The 18,544-nt window shown below is 72.5% G+C and carries 17 protein-coding genes; 7 read left to right on the top strand and 10 right to left on the bottom strand.

Going from position 1 to position 18,544, the window contains the following annotated elements:
* Positions 1-151 precede the first annotated feature (151 nt).
* Positions 152-1,432 carry a L,D-transpeptidase gene (locus OG435_RS28390; RefSeq protein WP_266880773.1) on the bottom strand — a complete coding sequence of 427 codons (1,281 nt, stop codon included), beginning with the start codon at positions 1,430-1,432 and terminating at the stop codon, positions 152-154.
* Between the two features lie 116 nt (positions 1,433-1,548).
* Positions 1,549-1,833 carry a hypothetical protein gene (locus OG435_RS28385; RefSeq protein WP_266880772.1) on the bottom strand — a complete coding sequence of 95 codons (285 nt, stop codon included), beginning with the start codon at positions 1,831-1,833 and terminating at the stop codon, positions 1,549-1,551.
* A gap of 164 nt (positions 1,834-1,997) precedes the next feature.
* Between OG435_RS28385 and OG435_RS28380 the strand changes: the two genes are divergently transcribed.
* Positions 1,998-2,288 carry a hypothetical protein gene (locus OG435_RS28380; protein ID WP_266880771.1) on the top strand — a complete coding sequence of 97 codons (291 nt, stop codon included), beginning with the start codon at positions 1,998-2,000 and terminating at the stop codon, positions 2,286-2,288.
* 71 nt (positions 2,289-2,359) lie between these two features.
* On the opposite strand, the gene hutH is transcribed toward OG435_RS28380, so the two are convergent.
* The 5 genes from hutH to OG435_RS28355 all read right to left on the bottom strand — a co-directional run bounded on the left by hutH (position 2,360) and on the right by OG435_RS28355 (position 9,379).
* Positions 2,360-3,901: a histidine ammonia-lyase gene (gene hutH / locus OG435_RS28375; protein ID WP_266882147.1), complete on the bottom strand. Its 1,542-nt coding sequence runs from the start codon at positions 3,899-3,901 to the stop codon at positions 2,360-2,362.
* A 1,206-nt stretch (positions 3,902-5,107) separates the two neighbouring features.
* Entirely contained in the window at positions 5,108-6,226 is a 1,119-nt protein-coding gene (locus tag OG435_RS28370) for a GGDEF domain-containing protein (protein ID WP_266880770.1), read from the bottom strand.
* Between the two features lie 115 nt (positions 6,227-6,341).
* The gene (locus OG435_RS28365) at positions 6,342-7,124 is read right to left on the bottom strand and encodes an enoyl-CoA hydratase/isomerase family protein (RefSeq protein ID WP_266880769.1); all 783 of its coding nucleotides are present in this window, start codon (positions 7,122-7,124) and stop codon (positions 6,342-6,344) included.
* A 24-nt stretch (positions 7,125-7,148) separates the two neighbouring features.
* Positions 7,149-8,366: an adenylate/guanylate cyclase domain-containing protein gene (locus tag OG435_RS28360; protein ID WP_266880768.1), complete on the bottom strand. Its 1,218-nt coding sequence runs from the start codon at positions 8,364-8,366 to the stop codon at positions 7,149-7,151.
* Between the two features lie 134 nt (positions 8,367-8,500).
* Positions 8,501-9,379, bottom strand: a complete 879-nt coding sequence (locus tag OG435_RS28355; protein WP_266880767.1) for a biotin--[acetyl-CoA-carboxylase] ligase — start codon at positions 9,377-9,379, stop codon at positions 8,501-8,503.
* Positions 9,380-9,510: 131 nt separating this feature from the next.
* On the opposite strand from OG435_RS28355, the gene OG435_RS28350 reads away from it, so the two are divergent.
* The 4 genes from OG435_RS28350 (at position 9,511) to OG435_RS28335 (ending at position 12,242) form a co-directional block, all read left to right on the top strand.
* Positions 9,511-11,106 carry an acyl-CoA carboxylase subunit beta gene (locus OG435_RS28350; protein ID WP_266880766.1) on the top strand — a complete coding sequence of 532 codons (1,596 nt, stop codon included), beginning with the start codon at positions 9,511-9,513 and terminating at the stop codon, positions 11,104-11,106.
* Between the two features lie 30 nt (positions 11,107-11,136).
* Entirely contained in the window at positions 11,137-11,346 is a 210-nt protein-coding gene (locus tag OG435_RS28345; protein ID WP_266880765.1) for an acyl-CoA carboxylase epsilon subunit, read from the top strand.
* A 106-nt stretch (positions 11,347-11,452) separates the two neighbouring features.
* A complete protein-coding gene (mmpB, locus tag OG435_RS28340; protein ID WP_266880764.1) occupies positions 11,453-11,587 on the top strand; it encodes a morphogenic membrane protein MmpB in 135 nt (44 codons plus the stop codon).
* A 34-nt stretch (positions 11,588-11,621) separates the two neighbouring features.
* Entirely contained in the window at positions 11,622-12,242 is a 621-nt protein-coding gene (locus OG435_RS28335; protein WP_430625700.1) for a Maf family protein, read from the top strand.
* On the opposite strand, the gene OG435_RS28330 is transcribed toward OG435_RS28335, so the two are convergent.
* On the bottom strand, positions 12,223-12,885 hold the full coding sequence (locus tag OG435_RS28330) for a hypothetical protein (RefSeq protein WP_266880762.1): 663 nt from the start codon (positions 12,883-12,885) through the stop codon (positions 12,223-12,225). The genes OG435_RS28335 and OG435_RS28330 overlap by 20 nt on opposite strands.
* Before the next feature lie 423 nt (positions 12,886-13,308).
* Here OG435_RS28330 and OG435_RS28325 point away from each other — a divergent pair, with 423 nt between their 5' ends.
* Positions 13,309-15,063, top strand: coding sequence for an acetyl/propionyl/methylcrotonyl-CoA carboxylase subunit alpha (locus tag OG435_RS28325; protein WP_266880761.1), 1,755 nt, complete (start codon positions 13,309-13,311; stop codon positions 15,061-15,063).
* 210 nt (positions 15,064-15,273) lie between these two features.
* On the opposite strand, the gene OG435_RS28320 is transcribed toward OG435_RS28325, so the two are convergent.
* Both OG435_RS28320 and OG435_RS28315 read right to left on the bottom strand, forming a co-directional pair.
* Positions 15,274-16,218 (bottom strand): DeoR/GlpR family DNA-binding transcription regulator, encoded by a 945-nt coding sequence (locus tag OG435_RS28320; protein ID WP_266880760.1) that lies wholly within the window; start codon positions 16,216-16,218, stop codon positions 15,274-15,276.
* 175 nt (positions 16,219-16,393) lie between these two features.
* The gene (locus OG435_RS28315; RefSeq protein WP_266880759.1) at positions 16,394-17,833 is read right to left on the bottom strand and encodes an NAD(P)H-quinone dehydrogenase; all 1,440 of its coding nucleotides are present in this window, start codon (positions 17,831-17,833) and stop codon (positions 16,394-16,396) included.
* A 198-nt stretch (positions 17,834-18,031) separates the two neighbouring features.
* On the opposite strand from OG435_RS28315, the gene OG435_RS28310 reads away from it, so the two are divergent.
* Positions 18,032-18,469 carry a gamma-glutamylcyclotransferase gene (locus OG435_RS28310; protein WP_112449900.1) on the top strand — a complete coding sequence of 146 codons (438 nt, stop codon included), beginning with the start codon at positions 18,032-18,034 and terminating at the stop codon, positions 18,467-18,469.
* Positions 18,470-18,544 lie beyond the last annotated feature (75 nt).

Genomic DNA, 18,544 nt, shown 5'->3' with positions numbered 1-18,544 from the left:
TGAGAACACGAACTCACAGGTGGCGTACAGGAATGCGGGATGGCGGCATCCGGGGGTACGCGCGGACGGACGGCGGGGAGCCCCCTGGCCGGGGCTCCCCGCCGTCCGTCTGTTGCTTCGTCGGGGTGAAGCTGTGGTGCCGTGGATCAGGTCAGACGGCCGAGCCGGCCTTCCATTCCGCCCAGCCCATGTTCCAGCCGTTGAGGCCGTTGTCCGGCTTGATCGTCTTGTCCGGGGAGTTGACGACCGTGACGACGTCTCCGATGAGGGAGTTGTCGTAGAACCAGGCCGCGGGCTGGCTCGGGTCGTTCGCACCCTTGGCGTCGTTCAGACCGACGCAGCCGTGGCTGGTGTTGGCGCTGCCGAAGACCGAGTCCGGGCCCCAGTAGTTGCCGTGCACGAAGGTGCCGGAGTTGGACAGGCGCATCGCGTGCGGCACGTCCTTGATGTCGTACTCGCCCTTGCCGTCGTCGTCCGTGAAGCCGACGGTGGCGCCGTTCATCCGGGTCTCCTTGAACTTCTCGGAGATCACCATCTGACCGTTGTAGGTCGGGTTCTCCGGGGAGCCCGCCGAGATCGGGATGGTCTTGAGGACCGCGCCGTCACGGGTGACCGTCATCTTCTTGCTCTTCGCGTCGACCGTGGAGACCTGGCTCCGGCCGATCTTGAAGGTGACGGTCTTGCTCTGCACGCCCTGGATGCCCGGGCCGCCCTGGACCCCGTCCAGCGCCAGCTTCAGGGTGACGGTGGAACCCGCCTGCCAGTACTTCTCCGGGCGGAAGTCCAGCCGCTGCGTGCTGAACCAGTGGCCCACGACCTCCTGGCCGCTGCTGGAGGTGACCGTGATGCCGGCCTGGACGGCCTTCTTGTCCTTGATCTGCTTGTCGAAGGTGATCGACACCGGCATGCCCACGCCGACGGTCTGACCCGCGTCGGGGATGAAGGAGCCCACGAAGCTGTTCTGCGGGGAGACGGTGGTGAAGGAGGCGTTCTCGTGCGCCTCGCGGCCCGCCTCGTCCTTCGCGGTCGCCGACAGCGCGTACTTCGTGGAGCGCTTCAGCGTGCCGTCCGGCTTCCAGCTCTTCCCGTCGGCGGCTATCTTGCCCGCCACCTTCGTGCCCTCGGAGCTCTTCAGCTCGACCGCGGTGAGCGTGCCCTCGGTGACGGCCACCGTGGCCGCGTCGTTCAGGCCTATGTTGGTGGCGCCGTCCTTGGGCGTGATGACTATCTTGGCCTGCGAGGCGTCCTTGGCCGCGGCCGCGTCCACGTCCGCCTGGGACTTGGCCGACGCCTCCCCGCTGGCCTTCGGCGTCTGCGCCTTGCCGTCGTCACCGCCGCATCCCGCGAGCACCAGTACGCCGCCGAGTACAGCGGATATGGCCACCAGGGACCTTCTCCGCCGCTTGCTGTCCGTCCTCACACGCCACTCCATCGTTGCCTGAACCCCGAACTCCCCGGGCAGGGGGCATGACCCCCCTGCCTCGTCCTGACAACGCATTACACCCCGAGGTGCCGCCTCATTCCGTTCGAATGTGGTCAACCCCACCGTCAGGCGTTGTCAGTCTCTTCGTCGAGCTCCCCATCTTCCTCGTCGAGGTCCCACTCCATGGACTCGGGGTCGTATTCCACGGGCTCGCTGCTCCAGGAGGCCTGCGCGAGCTCCACCCCGGGGATGTCCGCGACCAGGTCAGTGGGGTCCACCAGGTAGGCCAGGGCCTCCGACTCGTCCTCCCGGACGGCCGCCTCGGCGTGGCCGCGCTCCTCGTCCGGCATGAACTCGTCGGCCTTGATGTGCGCGAGGGCGGCTCCGGTGAGCGCGTCGACGTCCGGCACTTCGAGGACCAAATCCACTCGAAGGCGGACGTATCGTGAGGTCTCAGAAGGGTTCATACGACGGAGAGTAATCCCGCGGCAGCCCCGGCTTTCCCACGACCCGCCCCTTTCCGTAGCATCACCGCACGGGGCCAATTCGCTGCTGCCACAAGGGGGATCGCACCGTGTCCGCACGTCGATCAACACTCACCGCTCTCGGAGCGACCACCCTCCTCGCCGTCCTGTGGTTCGTCCCCTCGGCCAACGCCACCGCGCCCGGGCACGCGAAGGCCGCCTCCGGCGCGCCCGCCGCCGCGAACGTGGAGGTCCAGGCCGTCTCCGCGCCCGGCCCCGCCCTCGCGCTCGCCGACACGGGCGGCGTGGACACCACGCCCTACCTGCTCGGCGGCACGCTCTGCCTGGGCGCCGGAGCGGGCTTCGTGGCCTTCTCCGTACGCCGTTCGCGCGCGGTGTAAACAGCCCGCGGAACCACGGAAGGGTGCGGCCCCCGGGGGATCCCCCGGGGGCCGCACCCTTCCGCTTGACCTCAGGCGAGGGGACCGGTGACGGTCTCGACGGCGTCCACGAGTCCACCCGAACGAACGAAGGCGTCCGCGGCGGCCAGGTCGGGCGCGAGGAACCGGTCCGGACCGGGACCCTGCACGCCCGCCGCACGCGCCGCGGCGATGGCGGCCTGGCTGGCCGGCGCCGGGGTGAGCCCGTGGCGCAGCTCGATGGCGCGGGTGGCCGCGTACATCTCGATCGCGACGATCCGGGTCAGGTTGTCGACGGCGGTACGGAGCTTGCGCGCGGCCGACCAGCCCATCGAGACGTGGTCCTCCTGCATGGCGGAGGAGGGGATCGAGTCGGCGGAGGCGGGAACCGCGAGCCGCTTCATCTCGCTCACCAGTGCGGCCTGCGTGTACTGGGCGATCATGAGCCCGGAGTCCACGCCGGCGTCGTCCGCGAGGAACGGCGGCAGGCCGTGGCTCCGGTTCTTGTCGAGCAGCCGGTCGGTGCGCCGCTCGGCGATCGACCCGAGGTCGGCGGCCGCGATGGCGAGGAAGTCGAGCACGTAGGCGACCGGGGCGCCGTGGAAGTTTCCGTTGGACTCCACGCGCCCGTCGGGCAGCACGACCGGGTTGTCGACGGCGGCGGCCAGCTCGCGGGAGGCGACGAGGGCGGCGTGCGCCATGGTGTCGCGGCCCGCGCCGGCGACCTGCGGGGCGCAGCGCACGGAGTAGGCGTCCTGCACGCGCGGGGCGGTCTCCTCCTGGTAGTGCCGGACGAGCCCGGAACCCTTCAGGACGGCGGCCATGTTCGCGGCGGAGGCACTCTGCCCCGGGTGCGGGCGGATGGCGTGCAGCTCGGGCTGGAGCACCTTCTCGGTGCCGAGCAGCGCCTCCAGGGTCAGCGCGGCGGTGATGTCGGCGGCGGTGTACAGCCTGCCGAGGTCGGCGAGGGCCATGACCAGCATGCCGAGCATGCCGTCGGTGCCGTTGAGGAGGGCGAGCCCCTCCTTCTCGCGCAGCTCGACCGGCTCGATCCCGGCCTCGGCGAGCAGCTCCCCGGCGGGCCGCACGACTCCGTCGGGGCCCTCCGCGTCACCCTCGCCCATCAGCGCGAGCGCGCAGTGCGAGAGCGGGGCGAGGTCTCCCGAGCAGCCCAGCGAGCCGTACTCGTGCACGACGGGGGTGATCCCGGCGTTGAGCACGTCGGCCATCGTCTGCGCGACGGACGGCCGGACGCCGGTGTGCCCGGACGCGACGGTCTTCAGCCGCAGGAACATCAGCGCCCGCACGACCTCGCGCTCGACGCGCGGGCCCATGCCGGCGGCGTGCGAGCGGACGATGTTGCGCTGGAGCTGCGCGCGCAGCTCCGGGCTGATGTGCCGGGAGGCGAGCGCCCCGAACCCGGTGGACACCCCGTAGACGGGCTCGGGCTTCGCGGCGAGCGCGTCCACGATCTCGCGGGCCGCCGCGAGCGCGGCGACGGCCTCGGCGGAGAGCTCCACGCGGGCGTTGCCGCGGGCGACGGCGATCACGTCTTCGGCGGTGGTCCCGGACGTTCCCACCACGACAGTGTGCATATCCATATTCAGCAGCGTACGGACTGAATCCCTCCATGTCACCCCTCTCAATGCGCCGCTCGCACGGTGCGGCCCTGGCGGGCCTTACCGGCTTCGCGCCGCTGCGCCGGACTCCTTCTTGACGCGCCGCTCGCGCGGTGCGGCCCTGGCGGGCCTCACCGGCTTCGCGCCGCTGCACCGGACTCCGTCCGGCGGTGGCCGGTCGGCGTGCACGCCACAGCCGTCCCGGCGCGGGGTCCGGTGGGCGGGTGCGGCTGGGTCGGCCCTGCGGGGCGGAATCCCCTACCCACCCTTCGCCCGTTCCCCGGGGCTCCGCCCCGGACCCGACCCCGCCGGCGGCGCCGTTCCGGGGGCCGGCCCCCGCACCCCCGCGCCTCAAACGCCGACGAGGCTGCATGAGTCGGCCCGACCGACTCCAGCCCCGCCGAAGCGAGAACCGGTCTCCGGGGCGAAGCCCGCACCAATCCAGCCGTCCGGCGTTTGAGGACCGGGGTCCGGGGCGGAGCCCCAGGGGGTCCGGGGCGGAGCCCGGTACCCCCTGTCCTTCAGCCCGTCCGGCGTTTGAGGACCGGGGTCCGGGCAGAGCCCGGGGACCCACCCAGCCCCGCCGGCGCTTGAGGCGCGGGTCCGGGCGGAGCCCGGGGAACGGGCGAAGGGCGGGTAGGGGAACTCCGCCCCGCGCAGCGGCACACCCGCAGCCCGGCCTCGCCCGCACGCCGGGGCGGGATCGCCGACCGAGGCCGGGCCGCACGCCGAGGCGGGCCCGGGGCCGCACGGCAGGCCGGGACCGGGGCCGCGCGCCGAGGCGGGGCCGGGCCCGCGCGCCGGGCCGGGCCGCCCGCCCGGCCAGGGCCGAACGCCGGGCCCGGGTCCGGGCCGGGGCCGGTCCGGGCCGGGGCCGGTCCGGGGCCGGGGCCGGTCCGGGGCCGGGGCCGGTCCGGGGCCGGGGCCGGGGCCGGTCCGGGGCCGGGGCCGGTCCGGGGCCGGTCCGGGGCCGGGGCCGGTCCGGGGCCGGGGCCGGTCCGGGGCCGGGGCCGGTCCGGGGCCGGGGCCGGTCCGGGGCCGGGGCCGGTCCGGGGCCGGGGCCGCGGCGGGGCCGGGGCCGCGGCGGGGCCGGGGCCGCGGCGGGGCCGGGGCCGCGGCGGGGCACAGGCCCGGCCGGGTCCGCGGCCAAGGCTGCCCGGCCAGGGCTACGCCCCGCCCCGGCTACGCCCGGCCGCGGAAGCGGCGGCGGTCGCCCGGGCCGCCGGGCTCCGCGTCGGCGAGGCGGACCACGGCAGTGTCCCGGCCCGCCACCACCGGCTTCGCCGACCGCGCCGCCTTCGCCTTGTACTGCGCCGCATCCGCCAGCCGGAACAACCGCCGGGACGATTTCACCGGCCCGATCGGGTCCCCCGTGGAGGCGACCCCGCAGGCGACCCCCTCCCCCAGCTCCAGCTCGGCGGCCCGCAGGCACACCTCCTCGGTGACCCGTACCACCTCGTCCGCCGAAGGCCCCACGCTGACCAGGCAGAACTCGTCCCCGCCCAGCCGGGCGACCAGCGCACCCGGCAGCATCGCCCCGCACAGGCTCAGCACCGAGCCGAAACGTTCCAGCAGACGGTCGCCCATCGCGTGCCCGAGGGTGTCGTTGACCTTCTTGAGGCCGTTCAGGTCGCAGACGACCAGGCTCACGACCACCTCGGCCCCGCCCCTGCGGTGCTCCTCCAGCGCCTCGTCGAGCCGCATGTCCACGGCCCGCCGGTTGGCCAGCCCGGTCAGCGGGTCGGTGAAGGCGAGCCGCCGGGCCTCCTCCAGCCGGTCGCTCTGCGCGAGCCCGGCCGCGATCACCGCCGCGAGCACGGTGGCGAACTCCGCGTCGTCCTCGTCGAAGTCCGCCATGCCCTCGTCCCGGGCCACGTACAGCTCGCCCCAGGCCCGCCCGCTCAGCACGATCGGGGCCACCACGCACGTACCGCGCCCGCGCCGCCGCAGCGCATCGCCGCGGCGTCCCGGCCGGTCCCCGACCGCGCTGTCCACCCAGGCGTGGGGCCCGCCCCCGCCGACCCAGCGCTCGTGCAGGAACTCCGTGATCTCGGGGAAATCGTGCACGGGGTACGACTCGTCCTCGGGGAACTCCTCCTCCCCGTCCCGGCGCTCCCCCTCGTTCACGAGCACCCGCAGGCGCCCCCGCTCCCGCTCCCACGCGGAGATGGCGGCGAACGATCCGTCCATCGCCAGCCTCGCCCCGCGCGCGGCGGCCCGCACACTGTCCCGCGGCGCGCACGCGGCGGCCATGGCCTGCGCGAGGCCCACAACGGCTCGAAGCCGCCCGTCAACACCCATCACCCCAGGTTAGGGAGTTTTGTCCGATTTAGTGACAATTGGCGCGACATTCGGTGGCATCAAGATCACACCGGGTGACCGTAGGGGCAGCCGGCCCGCCGGCCCCGCCGGCACCTCACACCCCGGGCCACTCCGGCTTCCGCTTCTCGTTGAACGCCGCCACACCCTCGGCCCGGTCCCCGGAGAAGGCCACCGTCCGCCACGCCGCGTCCTCGATCTCCAGCCCGGCCGCCAGATCCATGCCGTGCCCGAGCCGCAGCGCCCGCTTGGCCGCCCGCAGCCCCACCGGGGAGTTCGCCGCCATCGCCGCCGCCATCGCCAGGGCGGCCTCGCGGTCCGTCCCCGCCGGCACCACCGAGTCCACCAGGCCCAGGCCCAGCGCCTCCGCGGCCTCCACCCGCCGCGCGGTGAAGATCAGCTCCGCCGCCCGCGCCGCCCCCACGCGCCTCGGCAGCAGCTGCGTACCGCCGCCGCCCGGGATCACCCCGACCGACACCTCGGGCAGCCCGACGACGGCCGTCTCGTCGGCGACGATGACGTCGCAGGCGAGGGCCAGCTCGAAGCCGCCCCCCAGCGCGAACCCGTGCACCGCCGCGATCACCGGCATCGGAAGCTCCAGCACTCCCCCGTACGCACCCCGCGTGGTGGGCCGCTGGCGCAGCAGCTCGGCGTCCGAGAAGGAGTTGCGCTCCTTGAGGTCCGCGCCCACGCAGAACGCCCTCTCGGCGGTCGAGGAGAGCACGACCACCCGTACCGCCGGGTCCGCGGCGAGCTCGGCGCAGGCGGCACCGATCCCCCGCGCCATCTCGGTCGACACGGCGTTCATCGCCTTGGGCCGGTCCAGAACCAGCTCGGCGACCCCGCCCTCATGCCGGTGCACAACCACGAACTCGGACACAGGGACCCTCCCGGTTAACGAACGTTATCCGGGGATCTTAGGGCTCCGGCGCGTCAGCGACCAGGGCTCGACGACGCCGAGACCACGCACCGGGCGCTGGAACATCGGCTGGAGCGCGAAGCGGTAGGTGCCGCCGCCCTCCTCGTTCTCCGCTTCCTTCTCCGAGACCGGCGCCGCGCCCGTGCGGCCCAGCTCCTGGGCCATCGCGCCGTCCACCAGGACCGCGTCCTTGGGGGCTATCGACGTCAGCCGCGAGGCCAGGTTCACCGTGGTCCCGAAGACATCGCCCATGCGGGTGGTCACCGTCCCGAAGGCGATGCCCACGCGCAGCTCCGGCATCTGCGGATCGGCTTCCATCGTCTCGATCAGCCGCAGCGCGATCTCCGCCGCCGTCGCCGCGTCGTCGGCGCAGTACAGCACCTCGTCGCCCAGCGTCTTGATCAGCCGGCCGCCGTGCGCCGCCACCAGGTCCGCCGAGGTCGTCTCGAAGGACTCGACCAGCTCGCCGAGCTCCTCCTCCTCCAGCCGCCGCGTCAGGCGCGTGAAGCCCACCAGGTCGGCGAAGCCCACCGCGAGGCGCCGGTCGACCATCTCCTCGTCGTCCGCCACCTGCACGACCCGCCCGGTCGCGGCCGCGAGCTGGCGCCGCCACACGTAGACGAGGAACTCCTCCAGCTCCGGCAGCAACAGCTCGACCAGCGGGTACGTGACCTCCGTGCGGGTCATCCCCGGCTCCGGCGGCTCGGTCAGCCCCTCCAGGAAGGAGTCGATCTGCCACTCCGCGAGCCGGGCCGTGGTCTGCCCGGTGGACCGCGCCACCTGGACCGCCATCGGCTCGCTCAGCAGCCCGGCCTCGACGAGGCCGGCGAGCCGGCGCAGCGCCAGTACGTCGGCCTCCGTCAGGGCCCTGGCCTGGCCGATGTCCGCGAAGCCCATGGCCCGCCAGAAGCGGGAGGCGAGCTCCATCGAGACCCCGGCGCTACGGGCCGCCTGGAAGGGGGTGTACCGGCGCTCGGCGCCCAGGATCAGCTGTTCCAGGCGGATGGCGAGCGGGTCGGCCGTCGGCTGCGCCGTGTGGTCGACCTCGTGGTGGGGAGTGTGCTGCTCGCGCCCGATCGGGGTGGCGTGGACTCCCGAACCGCCCGAGGTGCCGCCCGAAGCGCCGGAGCTGCCGGAGCTGCCGGAGCCGCCCGTCGTCGTGCCGGGGGCGGGCGCGCTGGACCGAGGGTCGTCGACGGTCAAGGGCCGCCTCCTGTCCATTGCCGTGCGCACTGCCGAACCGGGTGATCACCGTGGGACCGGGATCGCCTAAACCATACGGCAGGTGTGCCGTAGCTCACTCCCCTACTCCGTCACCCGGGGCGGTCCCCCGCGGGCTACCGCACGGACCGCAGATGGACGACGTCCCCCGCCCCCACGGCCTCGTGCTTGTCCTCGGCCGTCCGTACGACGAGCCGCCCGTCGGTGTCCACCGCTTCGGCCGTCCCGGTGAGGGTGCGCCCGCCCGGCAGCTCGGCCCGCACGTGCTTGCCGAGGGTCGCGCAGCCCGCCGCGTACGTCTCCTGCAGGCCGCTGGCCGCCGGATCGCCGCCGGCCGCGCGCCAGTTTCCGTACCACTGCTCCAGGGAGCGCAGTACGGCCTTGAGCAGCGGGTCCCGGTCGGTGACGGTGGCCTTGGCCAGGACCAGCGACCCGGCGGTGTCCACCGGCAGCTCGGCGTCGGTCAGCGTCACGTTGAGCCCGATCCCGAGGACGACCCCGTCGCCCACGCGCTCGGCGAGGATCCCGCCGGTCTTGCGCTCCTCACCGTCGACGGTGACCAGGAGGTCGTTGGGCCACTTGAGGGCGGTGTCCACCCCGGCGGCGCGCGAGAGCCCGGTGGCCGTGGCCACCCCGGCCAGCAGCGTCAGCCAGCCCCACCGCTCCTGCGGCACCGAGGGCCCGGGCTTCAGGAGCACGGAGAAGAACAGTCCGGACCGGGCGGGCGCGACCCAGCTCCGGTCCAGCCTGCCCCGCCCGGCGGTCTGCTCCTCGGCGACGAGGACGGCCCCCTCGGGCAGCTTCGCGGCCCGGGCGGCGAGATCACTGTTGGTGGACCCGGTGGAGGACACGACCTCCAGCGAGCTCCACAGCCCCTCACCGGTCACGAGGGCCCGCTGCAGCGCGGCAACGTTCAAGGGCGGCCGGTCCAGACTCGACCAACGGCCCGCGGGAGCTCCGTTCGAAGCTCCGCCTGATGCATCTGATGGCGTCATGCAAGCCACATTAGGTGTGTCAAACGCCGCACCGCCGAGCGCCATGCCCGCCGATACGCTACGCACCAGTAGCTAGTAAAAACCAAGTAAGTCACCAGGCAGTTGACACCACGCAGGGAGCCGCGACCCCGATGTCACAACCGTCAGAGCCGATCGACATGCACACCACCGCGGGGAAGATCGCGGATCTGCAGCGCCGCGTCGAGGAAGCCACGCACGCCGGGTCCGGGCGGGCGGTGGAAAAGCAGCACGCCAAGGGCAAGCTGACGGCGCGTGAGCGGGTGGCCCTGCTGCTGGACGAGGGGTCCTTCGTCGAGCTGGACGAGTTCGCCCGGCACCGGTCGACGAACTTCGGGCTGGAGAAGACCCGGCCGTACGGCGACGGCGTCGTCACCGGCTACGGGACCGTCGACGGGCGGCCCGTCGCCCTGTTCTCCCAGGACTTCACCGTCTTCGGCGGGGCCCTGGGCGAGGTCTACGGCCAGAAGATCATGAAGGTCATGGACTTCGCGCTGAAGACCGGCTGTCCGCTGATCGGGATCAACGACTCCGGCGGCGCCCGCATCCAGGAGGGCGTCAGCGCGCTGGGCATGTACGGCGAGATCTTCCGCCGCAACGTCCACGCCTCCGGCGTGATCCCGCAGATCAGCCTGGTCGTCGGCCCGTGCGCCGGCGGCGCCGTGTACTCCCCGGCCATCACCGACTTCACGGTCATGGTCGACCAGACCTCGCACATGTTCATCACCGGCCCGGACGTCATCAAGACCGTCACCGGCGAGGACGTCGGCTTCGAGGAGCTGGGCGGGGCGCGCACGCACAACAGTGTGTCCGGCGTCGCACACCACATGGCGGGTGACGAGAAGGACGCCATCGAGTACGTGAAGTCGCTCCTCTCCTACCTCCCGTCGAACAACCTCTCCGAGCCCCCGGCCTTCCCCGAGGAGGCCGACACCGAGGTCTCCGACAGCGACCGCGAGCTCGACGTGCTGATCCCGGACAGCGCGAACCAGCCGTACGACATGCACAAGGTGATCGAGCACGTGCTCGACGACGCGGAGTTCCTGGAGACCCAGTCGCTCTTCGCGCCGAACATCCTCACCGGCTTCGGCCGCGTCGAGGGGCACCCGGTCGGGGTCGTCGCCAACCAGCCGATGCAGTTCGCCGGCTGCCTGGACATCGACGCCTCCGAGAAGGCGGCCCGGTTCGTCCGGACCTGCGACGCCTTCAACATCCCGGTGCTGACCTTCGTCGACGTGCCGGGCTTCCTGCCGGGCACCGACCAGGAGTACAACGGAATCATCAGGCGCGGCGCCAAGCTGATCTACGCGTACGCCGAGGCGACCGTCCCCCTGATCACCGTCATCACGCGCAAGGCGTTCGGCGGTGCCTACGATGTAATGGGCTCCAAGCACCTCGGAGCCGACCTGAACCTCGCCTGGCCGACGGCGCAGATCGCCGTCATGGGCGCGCAGGGCGCGGTCAACATCCTGCACCGCCGCGCGATCGCCGAAGCGGAGGAGGCCGGCACCGCCGAGGAGACCCGGGCGCGGCTCATCACCGAGTACGAGGACGCGCTGCTGAACCCGTACACGGCCGCCGAGCGCGGCTACGTCGACGCGGTGACCATGCCGTCCGAGACCCGGGCGCACGTGGTGAAGGGGCTGCGGCAGCTGCGCACCAAGCGCGAGTCCCTGCCCCCGAAGAAGCACGGCAACATCCCGCTCTAGGACGCTGGTAGGACGCTAGGAGGCAGTCCCGTGGTGATCAAGGTCGTCAAGGGGAACCCCACCCCGGAGGAGTTGGCCGCCGCACTGGCGGTGGTCCGAGCGCGCGCGGCGGCCCTCGCGTCGGAGCCGTCGGGCGCGGCGCGGGTGGGCGACGCGTGGGCGGCGCCGGGCCGGGTGGCCCGGCGGACCCTGCCGCGCCCCGGTCCGGGCGCGTGGGGCCGTACGTACTGGCCCGCGTAGTCGTGGCGGGACGTACGGAGCGGAAATGAAGATGGCGTGAACTGCCCGTGGCGCCTGAGTACCCGTACTCAGGCGCCACAGGAGTGCTCGGGGTCAGGATCGGAGCATGCTCTGGTCAGACCCGAAGAACGAGCCGCCCAAGGACATGCGCGACGCCGAGGCGATGGTCCGGCGGATGACGGTGATCGTCGTCATCGCGATGGTCGTCGTGGTGTACGTACTGGGCGTGGGCGGTTTCTGACGCCGCGAGCCGGGCCCCCCGGGCCGCCCCTACGATGGCGGGCATGACTGCTGCCGCCCCCCGCCACGCCCTCGTCCTCGCCTCCGCTTCGCCCGCCCGGCTGAACCTGCTGCGGCAGGCCGGGCTCGCCCCGCACGTGATCGTGAGCGGCTTCGACGAGGACGCCCTCACCGCAGACTCCCCCTCCGAGCTCGCTCTCGCGCTGGCCGAGGCGAAGGCGGCCGTCGTGGCGGCCCTGGACGAGGCCGCGGGAGCCCTGGTGATCGGCTGCGACTCCGTGCTGGAGCTGGACGGCGAGGCGCTGGGCAAGCCGGCGGACGCCGAGGAGGCCACGGCCCGCTGGAAGTCGATGCGCGGGCGCGCCGGGGTGCTGCGCACCGGGCACTGCGTGATCGACACGGCGAGCGGCCGCCAGGTTTCAGCCACGGCGTCGACGACGGTCCGCTTCGGCGAGCCGACGGACGCGGAGGTGGCGGCGTACGTGGCGAGCGGGGAACCGCTGCACGTGGCGGGAGCGTTCACCCTGGACGGGCTGTCGGCCCCGTTCATCGAGGGGATCGACGGGGATCACGGCAACGTGATCGGGATCTCCATGCCGCTGCTGCGCTCGCTGCTGGCCGAACTGGGCGTGTCCATCACGGACTTGTGGGCTTGACGTCCCCGACCCTGCCGAAGTCCCCGAAGTCCGCGAGCGGGTGACCCGGCGCCGCGTCCCGGACGCCGGGGCCGCGGTCGGGCCCGCCGCCGGACCCGCCGTCGCGACCACCGTCGGGCCCACCAGTGGCCCCACCGGCCCCACCGCCGCGCGGCCCGCCTTCGGGCCCGCCCGGGCCTCCGAAGCCGCCCTGGGGGCCGCTGGAGCCCTCCACGGGGCCGCTCGCGGCGCTGCCGGCCCCGCCCGCGCCCTTGGCCGCGTAGAGCGTCAGGCTCAGCACCAGCAGGCAGAGGATCAGCATCATCACCGCGAAGGCGCCCCAGCCCACCAGGCCGACGACGAGGGCGCCTAGCAGTCCGTGGACGATGGCGGCGCTGATGAGGAGCACGCGCGCGAAGGCGCCCGGGGCCCGGTCGCGGATCGCAGCGACGAGGAGGAACACGGCGCAGGCGAGCAGGAACGCGGCCATGCCGGCGCCCAGCGCATAGGTTGCCTTGGACATGACATCCGGATCGGCGCCCGCGATGGACATCGACTGGTTCTCGGTGGTCCGCCCGAGGACGAGGTGGACGAAGCCGAGCACCGCCGCCTCCACGACGAGTACGACCGCGGTCGCTCCGGCCACGGATCTCCGCAGCACCATGCCACCCACGCCACCCACACCAGCCACGACGCCCCCACCCCGCATGCACAAGCCCGCTCGACGCCTGGAGGCTACTAACGGGTAAACCTTGGGACAAGGGGCCGGGGTCGCTTCGTTACGGTCGCGCTGCCGTACGGCGGCGCCCCGGTGGCGACACGGCGCCCGTGCAACGAATGCATGGGCCGTTCGTAGGGATTCGACAAAGAATCACCCCGGCCCGCTGACCCGGGGAACAGAGACCCCGGACACACGGCAGGGTTACTGTGCAGTCGGGGATCCCCCTGACTTGGGGCGCCACAAGGGTTTTATCGACCCGGGGTCGACTCGGATCACAGTCCGTGTGGGCAAGGTCACCACCGGGGAAGGGTCGAAAGGCCGTGTGGGCTGTCCCTAAACTCAGCTTGTTTCAAGGAGGGAGCCATCGTGCGCAAGGTGCTCATCGCCAACCGTGGCGAAATCGCAGTCCGCGTTGCTCGGGCCTGCCGGGATGCCGGGATCGCGAGCGTAGCCGTCTACGCCGACCCGGACCGGGATGCGTCGCATGTCCGCGCGGCCGACGAAGCTTTCGCGTTGGGCGGTGACACCCCGGCCGCCAGCTACTTGGACATCTCCAAGATCCTGCAGGCCGCAGCCGACTCCGGTGCGGACGCCATCCATCCCGGATACGGCTTCCTCTCCGAGAACGCCGAATTCGCCCAGGCCGTCATCGACGCGGGCCTCATCTGGATCGGCCCGCCCCCGCAGGCCATCCGCGACCTCGGCGACAAGGTCGCCGCCCGCCACATCGCGCTCCGCGCCGGCGCCCCGCTCGTCGCCGGCACCCCCGACCCGGTCTCCGGCTCGGACGAGGTCGTCGCGTTCGCCAAGGAACACGGTCTGCCGATCGCGATCAAGGCCGCCTTCGGCGGCGGCGGCCGCGGTCTGAAGGTCGCCCGGAACCTCGAAGAGGTCCCCGAGCTGTACGACTCCGCCGTGCGCGAGGCCGTGGCCGCGTTCGGGCGAGGCGAGTGCTTCGTCGAGCAGTACCTCGACAAGCCGCGCCACGTGGAGACCCAGTGCCTGGCCGACTCACATGGCAACGTGGTGGTCGTCTCCACCCGTGACTGCTCGCTGCAGCGCCGCCACCAGAAGCTGGTGGAGGAGGCCCCCGCGCCGTTCCTGACGGACGCCCAGAACGCCGAGCTGTACGCCGCGTCGAAGGCGATCCTGAAGGAAGCCGGCTACGTCGGCGCCGGAACCGTCGAATTCCTCGTCTCCGCCGACGGCCTCATCTCCTTCCTCGAGGTCAACACCCGCCTCCAGGTCGAGCACCCGGTCACCGAAGAGGTCACCGGCCTCGACCTGGTCCGCGAGATGTTCCGCATCGCGGACGGCGAGGAGCTCGGCTACGGGGACCCCGTCCTGCGCGGCCACTCCTTCGAGTTCCGCATCAACGGCGAAGACCCGGGCCGCGGCTTCCTGCCGGCTCCGGGCACCGTCACTCGGTTCGCCCCGCCCACCGGCCCGGGCGTCCGCCTGGACGCGGGGGTGGAGTCCGGTTCGGTCATCGGGCCCGCCTGGGACTCCCTCCTCGCCAAGCTCATCGTTACGGGTGCCACGCGCGAGCAGGCCCTGCAGCGGGCGGCCCGCGCACTGGCCGAGTTCGAGGTCGAAGGCATGGCCACCGCCATCCCCTTCCACCGCGCGGTCGTCGTCGACCCCGCCTTCACCGCGAACCCGTTCACGATCCACACCCGCTGGATCGAGACCGAGTTCGTCAACGAGATCCCCGCGTTCGTGGTCCCCTCCGCGGACGACTCCGAGGACGAGCCGGGCCGCGAGACCGTGGTCGTCGAGGTCGGCGGCAAGCGCCTCGAAGTCTCCCTCCCGTCCTCGCTCGGCATGACCCTGGCCCGCACGGCGGCCGCGGGCGGCGCGAAGCCCAAGCGCCGCGCGGCGAAGAAGTCCGGCCCGGCGGCCTCCGGCGACACCCTGGCCTCGCCCATGCAGGGCACGATCGTCAAGGTCGCGGTCGAGGAAGGCCAGCAGGTCAACGAGGGCGACCTCATCGTCGTCCTCGAAGCCATGAAGATGGAACAGCCGCTCAACGCGCACCGCTCGGGCACGATCGTGGGCCTCGCGGCGGAGGTCGGAGCGTCGCTCACCTCCGGCGCGGCGATCTGCGAGATCAAGGACTGACGTCCTCGGCCGGGGTTCCGGGGCCGCGCCCCGGAACCCCGGGCGCGGCTGAAAAGCCCCTGGGGCTTCGCCCCAGACCCCACGCCTCAAACGCCGGCGGGGCTGGATTTATCCAGCCCCGCCGGCGTTTGAGGCGATCTTTTCAGCCCCTCCGGCGTTTGAGGAGCGGGGGTCCGGGGGCTGGCCCCCGGCAACGGCGCCGCAGACGACCTAGCGCCGCCGCATGTCCGCCACCCGCGCACGCTCCGCCTGCTGCTCGTGCAACGGTCCCGCGCTGCGGAGCTGGGCCGTCGGCCCGCCCCGCCGCTGGACGGGGAGCGGGGATTCCCGGCGCGGGCGACGCCCGGCCATCCCCTCGCCACCGCCGGAGGCACTCGCTCCGGCCACGGTGATCTGCACGCCCTGGTCCGCCAGCGCCTGCAGCTCCGTACCGGCCCGGTCGTCGTGCGGTGGCGGCTCGTCCGTCACCAGACGGGTGATCACATCGGTCGGCACGGTCTGGAACATGGTGTCCGTCCCGAGCTTCGTGTGGTCGGCCAGGACCACCACCTCTGCCGCGGCCTGCACCAGCGCCCGGTCCACGCTCGCGGAGAGCATGTTGGACGTGGACAGCCCGCGCTCGGCGGTCAGGCCACTGCCGGACAGGAAGGCCCGCGAGACCCGCAGCCCCTGGAGGGACTGCTCGGCACCGCTGCCGACCAGCGCGTAGTTGGACCCGCGCAGGGTTCCGCCCGTCATCACCACCTCCACCCGGTTCGCATGGGCCAGTGCCTGTGCGACGAGCAGCGAGTTGGTCACGACGGTGAGTCCGGGCACCCGGGCGAGCCGGCGGGCCAGCTCCTGGGTGGTGGTGCCGGCGCCGACGACCACGGCCTCGCCTTCTTCGACGAGTCCGGCCGCGACATCGGCGATGGCGGTCTTCTCCGCCGTCGCGAGATGGGACTTTTGCGGAAAGCCGGATTCACGCGTGAAACCGCCCGGCAGTACCGCACCGCCGTGCCGGCGGTCGAGGAGTCCTTCTGCCTCCAGTGCCCGCACGTCCCGCCGTACGGTCACTTCGGAGGTCTGGACGACGCGGGCGAGCTCCCGGAGCGAAACCGCTCCGTTGGCCCGCACCATTTCGAGGATCAATTGGCGACGTTCTGCAGCGAACACGAAACTGACAGTAACCCGGGTGACCGTCTGCTTTCAGCTCCTTGCGCCGGAATTCCGAAGTTGTCCGTACCGTGAGGCAGTTAGTGGTATACGCGGTCGGCCCGCCGCGCACCTGCTCCGCGACGGGCCGACCGTTGACTCCAAAGCCCTTGCACACAAGGGCCGTTATCGGTACTTACGCCTCGCCGGAGGCCTTCCGCGTGTGCAGCTGGCGGGCGACCTCGGCGATCGAACCGGACAGCGAGGGGTACACGGTGAACGCGTTTGCGATCTGCTCGACCGTCAGGTTGTTGTCGACCGCGATCGAGATCGGGTGGATGAGCTCGCTCGCGCGCGGGGAGACCACCACGCCGCCCACGACGATCCCGGTGCCCGGACGGCAGAACAGCTTCACGAAGCCGTCCCGGATGCCCTGCATCTTGGCGCGCGGGTTGCGCAGCAGCGGGAGCTTCACGCACCGGGCGTCGATCTTGCCGGAGTCCACGTCGGCCTGGGTGTAGCCGACGGTGGCGATCTCGGGGTCGGTGAAGACGTTCGAGGAGACCGTCTTCAGGTTCAGCGGGGCCACCGCGTCGCCGAGGAAGTGGTACATCGCGATGCGGCCCTGCATGGCGGCCACCGAGGCGAGGGCGAAGATGCCGGTCACGTCGCCGGCCGCGTACACGCCGGGCGAGGAGGTGCGCGAGACCTTGTCGGTCCAGATGTGCCCGGACTCCTTGAGCTTGACCCCGGACTCCTCCAGGTTCATGCCGCTGGTGTTGGGCACCGCGCCGACCGCCATCAGGCAGTGCGTGCCGCTGATGACCCGGCCGTCGGAGAGGGTGACCTCGACCCGGTCGCCCACCCGCTTGGCGGACTCGGCGCGGGAGCGGCCGATGACGTTCATGCCGCGGCGCCTGAAGACGTCCTCCAGCACGGCGGCGGCGTCCGGGTCCTCGCCGGGGAGCACGCGGTCGCGGGAGGACACGAGGGTCACCCGGGAGCCGAGGGCCTGGTACGCGCCGGCGAACTCGGCGCCGGTCACGCCGGAGCCCACCACGATGAGCTCCTCCGGGAGCTCATCGAGGTCGTAGACCTGGGTCCAGTTCAGGATCCGCTCGCCGTCGGGCATCGCGTCGGGGATCTCGCGGGGGTGGCCGCCGGTCGCGATGAGCACGGCGTCGGCGGTGAGGATCGTCTCCGAGCCGTCGGCCGCGGTGACGATGACGTCGCGCGTGCCGTCGATGCCCTGCGGGCCGCCCAGCTTGGCGCGGCCCCGTACGACCCGGGCGCCGGCCCGGGTGACCGAGGCGGTGATGTCGTGGGACTGGGCGAGCGCCAGGCGCTTGACGCGCCGGTTCACCTTGCCGAGGTCCACGCCGACGACGCGCGCGGCCTGTTCGATGTGCGGGGTGTCGTCCGCGACGACGATGCCGAGCTCCTCGTACGACGAGTCGAAGGTCGTCATGACCTCGGCGGTCGCGATGAGAGTCTTGGAGGGCACGCAGTCGGTGAGCACCGACGCGCCGCCCAGACCGTCGCAGTCCACGACGGTCACCTCCGCGCCGAGCTGGGCCCCCACGAGGGCCGCCTCATACCCGCCGGGTCCGCCGCCGATGATCACGATCCGGGTCACGAAAACTCCGCCTCACGTCTACCCGGCCGGCTGCCGCCCCGGCCGGGGCTTCCGGGGGGTCTCCCCGGGGGATGCATTCCGTACGTCATTGTCCCGCACGCATCAAGGTGCTTCACGCCCGGTCCCACCATCCGGGACGTCGGCCCCCCACGCTGCCGGGAGCGCTGTCCGGGCCGCCCCTCCCGTACCCTCGGTCTCATGTCGCTCTACGCCGCGTACGCCGGCAACCTCGACCCGCGGCTGATGACGCGCCGCGCTCCGCATTCGCCGCTGCGCGGAACGGGCTGGATCAATGACTGGCGGCTGACCTTCGGCGGCGAGCAGATGGGCTGGGAGGGCGCGCTGGCGACGATCGTCGAAGCGCCGCGCCACCAGGTCTTCGTCGCGCTGTACGACGTGGCCCCGCTCGACGAGGACTCCATGGACCGGTGGGAGGGCGTCGGGCTCGACATCTACCGCCGCATGCGGGTGCGCGTGCACACGCTGGACGGCGAGGAGGCGGCCTGGGTGTACGTGCTCAACGGCTACGAGGGCGGCCTGCCCTCGGCCCGCTACCTGGGCGAACTCGCCGACGCCGCCGAATCCGCGGGCGCCCCGCACGACTACGTGATGGAACTGCGCAAGCGCCCCTGCTGAGCCGGTGCCCGCGCACCTCGCGCACGGCGCCCGGGACAATTGGTCGGAAACGACAAAGCAACGATCCGAATACCG

This window comes from Streptomyces sp. NBC_01264, assembly GCF_026340675.1.
GTDB lineage: Bacteria > Actinomycetota > Actinomycetes > Streptomycetales > Streptomycetaceae > Streptomyces.
Note: the sequence above shows the minus strand (reverse complement) of the source record. Positions and strands in the feature narration are given on the sequence as shown.